The sequence below is a fragment of the Cupriavidus taiwanensis genome, assembly GCF_900250075.1.
Lineage (GTDB): Bacteria > Pseudomonadota > Gammaproteobacteria > Burkholderiales > Burkholderiaceae > Cupriavidus > Cupriavidus taiwanensis_C.
Genome location: NZ_LT977070.1, coordinates 3,370,099 through 3,382,166, shown reverse-complemented (window position 1 = coordinate 3,382,166; position 12,068 = coordinate 3,370,099). Strand labels below are relative to the sequence as shown.

The following is a 12,068-nucleotide window of genomic DNA, read 5'->3' as shown; positions in this document are numbered from 1 at the left end:
CCCGCTGCCGCCAGGGCAGTCAGGCCGCGTGCGCCACCGGCAGGCACACCTTCAGCAGCGTCTGCAGCCGCAGCTTGTCGAGATGGCGGCCGATGAACACGAACTTGCTTTGCGCCGGTTCCGTACCCCACGCCTCGGCGGGGTGCAAGTCCATCAGCCGGTGCACCGCCTGCAGCACGTAGCGGCGCTCATCGCCCTCCACCGCGACGATACCCTTCATGCGGAACACATCGTCGCCTTGTGCGGCCAGCAGTGCCTTCAGGCCATGCTCGAGGCGCTGGCGGTCGAACGGCTGGTCGAACACCAGCGAAACCGAGGTCACCGACGGATCGTGGCGGTGGCCGTGGCTGTCGTCATCATGCGCGTGGTCGCAGTGCTCGTCGCATACGTGGTCGTGCTGCGCGTCCTGCCGATCGTGCGCGTGGCCGGCGTGCCCGTGCGCATCGGGCGCATCGCGCGCATCGTGGTCGTCGTGCGCCTGCGCCTGGATCGTGCCCGGCGTGAATCCGCCGATGCCCAGGATCTTGCCCAGATCCACCTGCGCGAAGTTGGAACGCAGGATCTGCGCGCCCTCGTTCAGGCGATGGATGCGGGCTTCCAGCCGGTCGAGCTGCACGGCGTCGACCAGGTCGGTCTTGTTGAGGATCACCCGGTCGGCGGCGACGATCTGGTCGACGGCCTGGTTGTCGAAGCCGGTCAGCTGGGGGTCGTCGAGATGGCTTTCGATATGCACCGCGTCGACCAGCGTCAGGATGCCGTCGAGCGTGACCTGCCTGGCGACTTCGTTATCCATGAAGAAGGTGGCGGCCACCGGGGTCGGGTCGGCCAGGCCGCTGGTCTCGACCAGGATATGGTCGAAGCGCTCGGGGCGCTCCAGCAGCTTCTGCAGGATGCGCACCAGGTCCGTGCGCACATCGACCACGCAGCAGATGCAGCCGTTGGTCATCTGGTAGATCTCCTCGTCCGAGGTCATCACCAGGTCGGAGTCGACGTCGACCTCGCCGAATTCGTTCTCGATCACGGCGATGCGGTGGCCGTGCTTCTGCGTCAGGATGTGGTTGAGCAGCGTCGTCTTGCCCGAGCCGAGGAAGCCGGTAAGGATGGTGACCGGGACGGGCGGCTGTTGTGCGACGGCAGGTGCGTTCATGTTGTCTCCTGATTAGGGTGCTGCGTTCCCCGCGAGCGCGAGGCGGAAGTACTCTTCAAGCGGTGGCGACGCTGGGGCGCAGGCCTTGCCAGCGCGGCACCAGTCCATCGTGCGGCACGTCGAACAAGTCCAGCACGCGCCCCACGGTGTGGTCGACGATGTCGTCCACCGATTGCGGATGCGCGTAGAAGGCCGGCACCGGCGGCAGCACGATGGCGCCCATCTCGGTCACCGTGGTCATGTTGCGCAGGTGCACCAGGTGGAAGGGGGTCTCGCGCGCCAGCAGCACCAGCCGGCGGCGCTCCTTGAGCATCACGTCGGCGGCGCGGGTGACGAGGTTGTCGGCCAGCCCGGTGGCAATGGCCGCCAGCGTGCGCATGGAGCAGGGCGCCACCACCATGCCGTCGCAGCGGAACGATCCGCTGGCGATGGTGGCGCCGATATCGCGCACGTTGTGCACCACGTCGGCCATGGCCTCGATCTGCGGGCGCTGCAGGCCCAGTTCATGATGCGCGGTCAGCAGGCCGGACGGCGAGCACACCAGGTGGGTCTCCCAGCCCTCCAGCGCCGCCAGCGCCTGCAGCATGCGCACGCCGTACACCGCGCCGCTGGCGCCGGTGATGGCGACCACCAGGCGTTGCTTGCGGCTCATGCGCGCCCGCCTTCCCGCGCCGCCTTCTCCGCCAGCGCCTGCAGCACCTGCTCGGGCTTGATCGGGTAGTGGCGGAAGCGCACGCCGATGGCATCGAACACCGCGTTGGCAATCGCCGGCCCGATCGCGACGATCGGGTCTTCGCCGACGCCCTTGGCGCCGAACGGGCCGCCGGGATCTGGCGCGGCTTCGAGGATCACGGTGCGGATCTCGGGCATATCCATCGCCAGCGGCATCTTGTAGTCGACGAAGTTGGCGTTGAGCGAGCGGCCGGTGCGCATGTCGATCTGGTAGTCCTCGTACAGCGTATGGCCGATGCCCTGCTGGATGCCGCCTTCGATCTGGCCCGCGGCCGCGACCGGGTGGATCACCTTGCCGACGTCATGCACCGGCACTACCTGGCGCACGGTGATGAATCCGGTCTCGGTATCGACCGCGACTTCGACAAAATGCGCGGCGAACGAATACGACTTGGTCGGGTGATAGGTGGCAGTGCCCACCAGCTGCGCGGCGGGAATGCCCTTGCGCGGCATCACCGCCTCGCGCACCGTCAGCGTGGGGCCGTCGCGGTCGCGCACGGCGATGATGCCGTCGGCCAGCGTCAGGGCCTCGGGCTCGCACTCCATCAGCGTCGCGGCGCGCTCGAACAGCTGGCGCTTGATTTCGCCGGCCGCCATCTGCGCGGCCTTGCCGACCATGTAGGTGGTGTGGCTGGCAAAGGCGCCGATGTCCCAGGGCACCACGTCGGTGTCGCCGTGCACGACCGATACCGCCTCGAACGGCAACGTCAGTTCCTCGGCAACGATCTGCGCGAGCGCGGTATGCGCACCGGTACCCAGCCCGGCCGCGCCGGTCAGCAGCACCACGGTGCCGTCCTCGTTCATCTTGATGATGGCGTTGCCCTGCTCCTTGATGCCGGGATAGGCGCTGCTGCCGTGCATCTCGCAACCGAGGCCCCAGCCGGTGCGGACCGCGCCGGTGGTGTCGCGCGGGCGGCGGCGCAGCGCGGGCCAGTCGAGCAGTGCCATGCCGTGCTCGATGCAGGCCTCCAGGCCGTGCCCGATCAGCGGATGGTTCGACGGCGCGATATCGCCTTCGCGCACGGCATTCCTGAGCTTGAGTTCGGCGGGATCCATGCCCAGGTGCGCGGCGGCCTCGTCCATCTGCACGTCGAGCGCATAGTAGGTCTGCACCACGCCGTAGCCGCGAAAGGCGCCGGCGATGGGGCTGTTGGTGTAGACGCAGCGGCCTTCGAGCAGCACGTTGTCGCACCGGTAAAGCGAGACCAGCGCGGCGGTGCCGACATTGGTCACGCCCGGGCCGTGCGAGCCGTAGGCGCCGGAATTGAACACCACCCTGGCCTGGCGCGCGGTGATGGTGCCGTCGTTGCGAAAGCCCTGCTTCAGCCAGATTTTTGCCGGATGGCGCGTGCGGCCGCCAAGGAAAGTCTCCTCGCGCGTGTATTCCATGCGCACCGGCCGGCGCGTCTCGCGCGCCAGCAGCGCGCACAGGAATTCATGCTGGAACAGGTCCTGCTTGGCGCCGAAGCCGCCGCCCATGTGGTCGACCAGCACGCGCACCTTGTGCAGCGGCAGCCCCAGCACCTCGGCCATGATGCCGCGCACCATGAAGGCGGTCTGGGTCGAGATCCACACCGTCAGGTTGCCGTTGCCGTCCCAGCTGCAGGTGAGCACGTTGGGCTCCATGTAGGCGGGGGTGGGGCGGCCGCCCTCGTAGACACCTTCGAGGATGAAGTCGGCCTCGGCAAAGCCGGCTTCGACATCGCCGCGCCTGACGATCACCGGCGGCAGCACCAGGTTGCCGCCGGGCTCGCGCTCATGGATGCGCGGTGCGTCGGAGCGCTCCGCGTCTTCGGTGGTGAAGACCGCGGGCAGCGTGTCGTACTCGACCTCGATCAGCTCGAGCGCGCGCTCGGCGATCTCTTCGCTGACCGCCGCCACCGCGGCTACGCCCTCGCCCCAGTAGCGCACCTTGTCGTCCAGGATGTACTGGTCGCAGGTCACCGACGCCGAGCGCGGATGCGGCGAGCCGGCATGCAGCACGCGCGGCACGTTCTCGTGCGTCAGCACGGCCTTGACCCCGGGCAACGCCAGCGCGCGCGAGGTGTCGATGCGGCGGATGCGGGCGTGGGCGACATTGCTGCGCTTGATCTTGCCGTACAGCAGGCCGGGGAAGGGCATGTCGGCAACGTATCTGGCGTTGCCGGTGACCTTGCCGAGCAGGTCGGTGCGCTTGACGCTGTGTCCGATCACGGCGTGGGTCATCATGCCTCCTCGCTGGCGCGGGTACGGTGTACGCACCCGGCGGGGTCCATGGCCGCGGCGGTCTGCTCGATGGCCTCGATGATCTTGGTGTAGCCGGTGCAGCGGCAGATATTGCCGGCAATGGCAAAGCGGATCTCGTCGCGCGTGGGATGCGGGTTCTCGTCCAGCAGCGCCTTGGCCATCACCACGAAGCCCGGCGTGCAGAAGCCGCACTGCGCGGCGCCGCAGCGCATGAACTGCTCCTGCAGCGGATGCACGGTGTCGGGCGCGGGCTGCACGCCTTCGATGGTGGTGATGTGGCAGCCGTGCGCCTCGGGCGCCAGCACCAGGCAGCTGTTCATCGGCCTGCCGTCGATGATGACGGTGCACGAGCCGCATTCGCCCACGTCGCAGCCCTTCTTGGTGCCGGTCAGGCCCGCGTCGTGGCGCAGGGCGTCGAGCAGCGTGCTGTGCGGTGCCACCGCCAGTTCGCGCGGCTCGCCGTTGATGACGAGTTCGATCATTTTTCGCATGATGCTCCGCGCAGGGCGGCCTCCAGGGCTTGTTCGAGGGCGCGGCGGGTCAGCACGCTGACCATCTGCCGCCGGTAGGCTGCGCTGGCGCGCACGTCGCTGATCGGACGGGCTTCATCCATGGCGGCGTGCGCGGCCTGCAGGATCAGGGCGTCGGTCACGCGCTGGCCGCGTAGCACGTGCTCGGCGCGCAGCGCGCGCACGGGCGTGGGGCCGACCGCCGCCAGAACGATGGCCGCATCGGCGCAGTGGCCGCCCTCCACCGTCAGCGATACCGCCACGCCGACGGTGGCCAGCTCCATCTGCACGCGGCGGCCATGCTTCAGATAGACCTTTCCGGTGCCGGGCCGAGGCGCCGGCACGGTGATGCGGGTGACGATCTCGTCCGGCGCGATGGCAGTCTTGCCGACGCCGGTGACAAAGTCCTCGACCCGCAGCTCGCGCGAGCCGGACATGCCGTACAGGTGCACCGAGGCGCCGTCGGCGACCAGCGGCGCAATCGAATCCGCCGACGGCGACGCGCGGCAGACATTGCCGACCACGGTGGCGCGATGGCGCACCTGGATCGAGGCGAAATCCGTCACCGCCTTTGCCAGGCCGGCGTAATGGCGCTGCACGAAGCCGGAAGTCTCGACCGCGCGCGTGGTCACCAGCGCGCCGATGCGCAGGCCGTTGACCGGATCGAAGGTCAGCACGTCCATGCCCGGGATTTTCTTGATGTTGATGACTTGCTCGGGCTTGCGCACGGACTCCTTGATCTGCACCAGCAGATCGGTGCCGCCGGCCAGCACGCTGGCCCTGCCGCCGCACCGGTGCAGCATGGCCGAGGCTTCGGCCAGCGTCGCCGGTTCGAAATACTCAAACGCTCTCATTGCTCCTCCTGGTCTGTGCCATCGGCGGCGGCTGCCGGTCCTGCCGAGGTCATGCGAGGCGCGCGCCGTCGAAGCCATCATGGGCGGCCGGTCTTCATCGGTAAAGACCCGGAAACGGATTAATTGATCGTGTTACCCTCTGAATCAGACGCGCCAGCCGGACCCAGGCCACAGCAAGCGCGCACCCCGAACCTCCGGAGGTAGACAACGTGCCCAACCTCAGCAACATGAACGTGTCGCTGCGCCAGCTGCGCGCCTTCATCGCCGTGGCGCAGGAGCGCCACTTCACCCGCGCGGCGGAAAAGCTGGACCTGTCGCAGTCGTCGGTCAGCGCGCTGATCCACGAGCTGGAAGCCAACCTCGGCCTGAAGCTGTTCGACCGGCACACGCGCCAGCTGCATATCACGCAGGCGGGCGCGGAACTGCTGCCCCTGGTGAAGAAGGCCGTGGCCGATATCGACAGCGTGATCGAGAACTCCAGCGAGCTGCGCACGCTGGGACGCGGGCGCGTATCGATCGCGGCATCGTCGATCCAGGCGGCGCTGATGCTGCCGCGCGTGATCCGCGAGTTCTGCGTCAGCCATCCGGGCGTGAAGGTGGAGCTGCACGATGTGTCCGAGCATGAAGTGACCAGGATGGTGAGTTCGGGCGAGGTCGACTTCGGCATCGGCACCATTCCCGCGGGCCAGCCCGACCTGAGCGCGCACCGGTTGATGGACGATGCCTTCGTGATCGTGATGCCCGCGCACCATCCGCTGCGCCGGCGCAAGACGCTGCGCTGGGAGGATGTGGCCGGGCTGCCGGTGATCGGGCCGCACAAGGGCAACCCGATCCGCGACTGCCTCGATACCGCGCTGGCCGCGCGCGGCATCACGCTGCAGCGGGTGCACGAGGTGTTCCTGCCGCTGACCATGGTCGGCATGGTCGACGCCGGGCTGGGCATTGCCGTGATGAGCGCGGCAGTCACGCGTCTTACCGGCGCGCTGGGGCTGGCCACGGTGATGCCGACCGATCCGGTGATCCACCGCGAGATCTCGCTGCTGGGGCACGCGGACCGGTCGCTGTCGCCGCCGGCGCAGGCCTTCCGCGACCTGCTGATGCGCTACCGCGCCAGGCTGGCCGAGGCCGGCTGACTGCCGGCCAACTTCGTCATGCCGGTTCCTTGGCCAGGCCGTGGGGCTGGGGGGCCGGCGAACGCGCGTTGAACAGCAGGTTCAGCAGCACCGCGGCCAGCGTGCCCAGCAGGATGCCGTTCTGGCAGAACTTGGCCAGCAGCTCCGGCATCTGCGCGAAGAACTTGTCGGACACCAGCGGGATCATGCCCAGCGCCACGCTGACGGCGACGATGTAGGCGTTCTTCTTGTTGTCGACAAAGTCGACATGGCCGAGGATGCGTATGCCCGTGGCCGCCACCATGCCGAACATCACCAGCGCCGCGCCGCCCAGCACGTATTGCGGGATCGACGCCGCGAAGAAGGCCAGCTTGGGCAGGCAGCCCAGCACGATCAGGATGCCGCCGGCGGTGGCGCAGACCCAGCGGCTGCGCACGCCGGTGACCTGCACCAGCCCCACGTTCTGCGCGTAGGAGGTGTAGGTGAAGGTGTTGAACACCGCCCCCACCAGCGCGCCAACACCGTCGGCACGCAGGCCGCGCGCCAGGTCTTCGGAGTCGACCGGGCGCCCGACGATCTCGCCCAGCGCCAGGAACTGGCCCACGCCTTCGATCATGATCACGATCATGACCACGCACAGCGTGACCGAGGTCATGGCGTCGAAGGTCGGCCAGCCGAAGTGGAAGGGCGTGATGAACTCGACCCAGTGCGCGCCGCGCAGGCCGTCAAAGCTGACCTTGCCCAGCGCCAGCGCGATGCCGAAGCCCACCGCAATGCCGATCAGCACCGCAACATTGCACAGAAAGCCGCGCGCGAACGCCACCAGCGCCAGCACCGTGCACAGCACCGCGGCGGCGATGGCAATGTTCACCGGCAGGCCGAAATTGGGATTGGGCACCGGGCCTGCCGCGGTATTGAGGGTGGGATTGCCGCCCGCCGCCCAGTTGATCCCCACCCGCATCAGCGAGATCCCGATCACCAGCACCACGGTGCCGGTCACCACCGGCGGGAACCAGCGCACCATCTTGCCGACATAAGGCGCGGCAAAGTAGGTGAAGACGCCCGCCACCATCACCGCGCCGAACACCGCCGGCAGTCCCAGCGACGGATTGGAGCCGGTGGCGATGATCGGCGCGATCGCGGTGAAGGTGACGCCCATCATCACCGGCAGGCGGATGCCGACCTTCCAGATGCCGATGCTCTGGATCATCGTCACCAGTCCGCAGCAGAACAGGTCGGCGGCGATCAGGAAGGCGACCTGGTCCTTGGGCAGCTTGAGTGCGCCGCCGATGATCATCGGCACGGCGATGGCGCCGGCATACATCACCAGCACATGCTGCAGGCCCAGGGCCAGCAGGCGCGGCGGGGGCAGGACCTCGTCGACGGGATGCACGGCGGCATTCCCTTGCGTAGGCAGGGTGGGGTTCATGCTGTCTCCTTTGGTCGGTATCACGCCGGTTGCGCATTGCGCTAACGTGTCGCCAAGGTGCCGGCGCTTCCTCTTGCGGGATGGTGCTGCCATCCTCTCGTGCGAAGCCCGCGCCTGTCCTGTCTCGTCAATCCAGCATGACAGCGGCGCAGGGAAGGTACAACGTTCGCGGCGGATTTATCGATCGGGTGAAACGATGAATCCGCCGTTTTCAGCGGGTTATCCCTGAGCCGCGCCTCACGGCACGTGGGATGCCGCACGCTCCAGCCGCGCCAGCAGAGCGACCGCGCGCGCCATCGCGGCAGGATCGATGCGCGCGCGGATGCCGTCGAAGCCCGGCCCGCGCGTCGCATCCAGCCCCATGCGCGAGGTGGTGCCGACGCCGGACGCGGACGGATCGAGCGCGCTGCCGGGCAGGCCGTCCACCACCACCACGTCCAGGTGCGGCTGCAGGTGCGTGGCCATGGCCCACAGCACTTCCTCGTCGCGGGTGATGTCGACGTCTTGGTCCACCGCCACCACCGTCTTCAGGTACGGGTCCCAGCCGAGCAGGCCCAGCATCACCTGGCGGGCCTCGCCGGGGCGGCTCTGGCGCAGCGCCACGTAGGCGTGGAAATGCGTGCCGGAGCTGGGGTAGTGCACCGCGGTGACGCCGGGAAAGCGCTCGCGCAGCTTCTCCACCATCTCGGACTCGCGCGGGATCCGGCCCAGGTTCAGGTGCTCGGCCGAATTGCCGCCGACCACGTCGACCAGCCACGCGTCCGTGCGCCGCATCACGCTCTGCACGCGCAGCAGGTTGTTGGTCGAGCGGTCCGACGAGTAGCCGGTGAACTCGCCGAACGGGCCTTCGTCGACGCGAGCCTCGGGATCGATCACGCCTTCCAGCACAATCTCGGCATGCGCCGGCACCAGGATGCCGTGGCGCGGCGTGCGTACCACTTCCAGCGGCGCGCCGAACAGGCCGCCGGCCACATGGCGCTCGTCCACGCCGAACGGCAGCCGCGCGGCGCCGGCCAGCATGAACAGCGGATGCGCCCCGATCACCATCGCCACCGGCAACGGGCGGCCCAGTTCGGCCGCGCGCTGCTGCATGCGCCACAGGTGGCCGCGCGAATGCAGGCTGGTGGCGATCTCGGTGGGCGAATGCAGCATCGAGCGGTGGTAGCTGGCGTTGCCGATGCCGCTGTCGGGATCTTCCGCGATCAGGATGGCGTTGGTGATGTAGGGGCCGCGGTCGGTGGCGAAATGCCGGATCGCCGGAATCGTGCGCAGGTCGATGTGTTGCGTCTCGACGTGGCCGGTGACGGCGCCGCTGTCCAGCACGCGCGGCGCCACCATGCGGCGGCTGCGGGCCTGGTATTCGGCATGGATGCCGGCGGGCGGCACGCCGCCAAGCATGCGCCCGACGCGCTCGCGCGAGGCAAACAGGTTGGTGGCCAGCGACGTGCCCAGGCCTTCGACATGGTCGAACAGCAGGGCCGGATGGCGGCCCTGCGCGGCCAGTGCCCACACCAGCGCGGTGGGGTCCTGGTCGGCGCCGACCGGCTCGCGGATATGCAGCACGTCGTGGGGAAAGGCCTCGCGGTAGGCGGCCAGGAACTGGTGGAAGTCCTGCGAGGTATCGTGGAAAGGCTGGCGCGCCGGCGTCGCGGTGGCGAAGGGCGCTGAGGGTGAGTTCATGGATCGGCTCCTGCGGTCAGGGTGGGCCAGGGCGAAGGCTGCTTCGGCGGCCGGGAATGGTCCCGGCCGCCGTGCCGTGCCTGCCTGCCGAACAGCTGGCGACTACCGGGTGCTGGCGTAGGTATCCTTCAGCCGCGCCAGGGCCTCTTGCTGCGTCCTGGGCGGCGCGGTCGGCTCGATGCCGACCAGCCGGGCGATGTTGTTGCCCATGTAGTCCTCGAGCCCGTCCTCGTCCAGGTCCATGCCCTGCGGCGCGGGGCCGCACAGCATTTCCAGCTCGCGCAGCCACATGCCGGGCTCGTTGGGCGGCGTGTCGGTGCCGAACACGATCTTGTCGCGCGGCAGTTGGCGCGCGAACTCGACGATGCGCGACTGGAAGCACCAGCCCGATTCGCAATACACGTTGGGCGTGTCCATCGCCATCCAGAACGCCTCGAACGAATAGTTGCCGCCGGTCTGGATGCCGAAATGCCCGATGATGAAATTGACCATCGGGAATTCGCGGATGATCGGATAGAACATCGTCGGGATCGTGTACGGGCCGTCGCCGGTGTGGATCAGCACCACCACGTTGTACTTGGCGCAGACCTTCATCGCCGGGCGCAGCCAGTCGAGCGCGCGGTCGGGACGGTAGCCGTGCATGTTGGCATGCAGCTTCAGCATCTTGAAGCCGTACTCCTTGACGTGGAATTCCAGTTCCAGCGCGCCTTCCTCCGGGCCCCAGCGCGGGTTGAAGGTGAAGTTGCCGATAAAGCGGTCAGGATACTTCTGGCACAGCTCGGCGATATACGCCATGTAGTCGCGGATGCCTTCGCGGCCGCGGCGGTTGCCGTCGCGGTAGCCGGTGTTGCCCGGCGGCGGCTGGATAAAGCCCATGTCGATGCGGCGCGGCTTGCCGTTGATCATGTAGGGGCCGTCCATCATCTTGAGCATGCGCTCGCCGTTGAAAGGCTCGCCGGTGTGGCGCCAGGCTTCGTCGACCAGGTTGGTCGGGTGCAGGTGGGTATCGATAATCATGTTCGGGTGCTCCGGAGTCCGTTGTCGTTGGCGCGGGCATTGCGCTCAGGCGGCCAGGCGCGCTTTCGCTTCTTCCAGCGTGCGCGGCACCGGCGTCGGCGCCAGGCCGATCATCCGGGCGACGTTGTTGCCGAGGTAGTCCTCGAGCGTGTCTTCATCCAGGTTCAGGCCCTGGGGCGGCTCGAAGCACAGCACTTCCAGCAGGCGCAGCCACATGCCGGGCTCGTTCGGCGGAGTGTCGGACCCGAACAGGATCTTGTGCTTGGGCAGCACCTTGGCGAATTCGACGATGCGCGACTGCAGGCACCAGCCCGATTCGCAGTAGACGTTGGGCATGTCCATCGCCATCTGGAACGGCTCGAAGCAGTACACGCCGCCGGTCTGCACGCCGAAGTGGGCCATGATGAAGTTCACCGTCGGGAATTCCTTCATCATCGGCACCCATTCGGTGGGGATGCTGTAGGGGCCGTCGCCGGTATGCAGCTTGACCAGCACGCCCAGCTCGGCGCATTTCTGCAGCGCTGGGCGCAGCCAGTCGAGCGCCCGGTCCGGCCGGTAGGCGTGCATGTTGGCCTGGAACTGGACCATCTTGAAGCCCAGCTTCTTCACGTAGTGCTCGATCGCGTTGACGCCGTTCTGCACGCCGCAGCGCGGGTTGTAGACGAAGCAGCCGATAAAGCGGTCGGGATACTTCTTCACCATCTCGACGGTATAGGCCATGTACGCGTCGATCGATTCGCCGCCGGACTTCACGCCGTCGGTCCAGGTGTAGATGGTGTTGCCCTGCGGCGGCTGGATAAAGGCCTTGTCGATGCGGCGCGGCTTGCCGTTGATGGTGAATGGGCCGTCCATCATCTGGATCAGGCGCTCGCCGGTGAACGGGTCGCCGTCGTGGCGCCAGGCCAGGTCCACCAGGTTCGTCGGATAACAGCTGGTGTCGATGATCATGGGAGATCCCCTAACAATGACTAGGTTGGACACGCATGCGGCGGGCGCGCGCGAACAACGCCGCGGGGCCGGCCTTGCATGCTGCGATCGGGAGTCTTTGTCAGGGGAGCGTCTGGACCACTGCGCCACCGACGAAATACTCCGTCAGTGAGCAATCTCCAGTTGGACGTCGCGGCATTGCACCGCTGCTGTCCAATCGACCGCTTCTACCCACGCGCTCTTTATACATAGCGCCTCGGCATGGGTCAAGCGCATCATGTGTTGCGCCGCACGAACAGTGGGGCCTGCCTGCATTCCGGACCAGGCCCTGAATCCGCTACATTGCGGGGACCGCAGCGGCAGGCCCGGCCGCCGCGGCATATCGACAACAGGGCCGCTCGCTTCGAACGGGGTTCATCACAGGGAAGGGGGAAG

At 67.8% G+C, this 12,068-nt stretch carries 10 protein-coding genes; 1 reads left to right on the top strand and 9 read right to left on the bottom strand.

Translation table 11 applies throughout. The features are described from left to right. Positions 1 to 19: 19 nt before the first annotated feature. From CBM2588_RS15765 to CBM2588_RS15745, 5 genes are read right to left on the bottom strand one after another with little or no spacing between them, the layout of a single operon-like run. Complete coding sequence (locus CBM2588_RS15765; protein ID WP_115681274.1) at positions 20 to 1,147, bottom strand: CobW family GTP-binding protein; 1,128 nt, start codon at positions 1,145 to 1,147, stop codon at positions 20 to 22. 55 nt (positions 1,148 to 1,202) lie between these two features. Beyond that, on the bottom strand, positions 1,203 to 1,799 hold the full coding sequence (locus CBM2588_RS15760) for a UbiX family flavin prenyltransferase (RefSeq protein ID WP_115681273.1): 597 nt from the start codon (positions 1,797 to 1,799) through the stop codon (positions 1,203 to 1,205). Next, the gene (locus CBM2588_RS15755) at positions 1,796 to 4,084 is read right to left on the bottom strand and encodes a xanthine dehydrogenase family protein molybdopterin-binding subunit (protein ID WP_115681272.1); all 2,289 of its coding nucleotides are present in this window, start codon (positions 4,082 to 4,084) and stop codon (positions 1,796 to 1,798) included. The genes CBM2588_RS15760 and CBM2588_RS15755 overlap by 4 nt, the downstream gene beginning before the upstream one ends. After that, positions 4,084 to 4,596, bottom strand: coding sequence for a (2Fe-2S)-binding protein (locus CBM2588_RS15750; RefSeq protein WP_115681271.1), 513 nt, complete (start codon positions 4,594 to 4,596; stop codon positions 4,084 to 4,086). Before CBM2588_RS15750 ends, CBM2588_RS15755 begins: the two co-directional genes overlap by 1 nt. After that, positions 4,584 to 5,468 carry an FAD binding domain-containing protein gene (locus CBM2588_RS15745; protein ID WP_115681270.1) on the bottom strand — a complete coding sequence of 295 codons (885 nt, stop codon included), beginning with the start codon at positions 5,466 to 5,468 and terminating at the stop codon, positions 4,584 to 4,586. Before CBM2588_RS15745 ends, CBM2588_RS15750 begins: the two co-directional genes overlap by 13 nt. Before the next feature lie 227 nt (positions 5,469 to 5,695). Between CBM2588_RS15745 and CBM2588_RS15740 the strand changes: the two genes are divergently transcribed. Then, the gene (locus tag CBM2588_RS15740; RefSeq protein WP_115681505.1) at positions 5,696 to 6,601 is read left to right on the top strand and encodes a LysR family transcriptional regulator; all 906 of its coding nucleotides are present in this window, start codon (positions 5,696 to 5,698) and stop codon (positions 6,599 to 6,601) included. 16 nt (positions 6,602 to 6,617) lie between these two features. Here the strand turns inward: CBM2588_RS15740 and CBM2588_RS15735 are convergent, their stop codons facing one another. From CBM2588_RS15735 to CBM2588_RS15720, 4 genes are all read right to left on the bottom strand, one after another. Then, the gene (locus CBM2588_RS15735; RefSeq protein WP_115681269.1) at positions 6,618 to 8,009 is read right to left on the bottom strand and encodes a nucleobase:cation symporter-2 family protein; all 1,392 of its coding nucleotides are present in this window, start codon (positions 8,007 to 8,009) and stop codon (positions 6,618 to 6,620) included. Between the two features lie 237 nt (positions 8,010 to 8,246). Next, positions 8,247 to 9,689 (bottom strand): UbiD family decarboxylase, encoded by a 1,443-nt coding sequence (locus CBM2588_RS15730; protein ID WP_115681268.1) that lies wholly within the window; start codon positions 9,687 to 9,689, stop codon positions 8,247 to 8,249. Between the two features lie 102 nt (positions 9,690 to 9,791). Further along, on the bottom strand, positions 9,792 to 10,706 hold the full coding sequence (locus CBM2588_RS15725) for an amidohydrolase family protein (protein ID WP_115681267.1): 915 nt from the start codon (positions 10,704 to 10,706) through the stop codon (positions 9,792 to 9,794). 45 nt (positions 10,707 to 10,751) lie between these two features. Continuing rightward, complete coding sequence (locus CBM2588_RS15720) at positions 10,752 to 11,654, bottom strand: amidohydrolase family protein (protein WP_115681266.1); 903 nt, start codon at positions 11,652 to 11,654, stop codon at positions 10,752 to 10,754. Positions 11,655 to 12,068 lie beyond the last annotated feature (414 nt).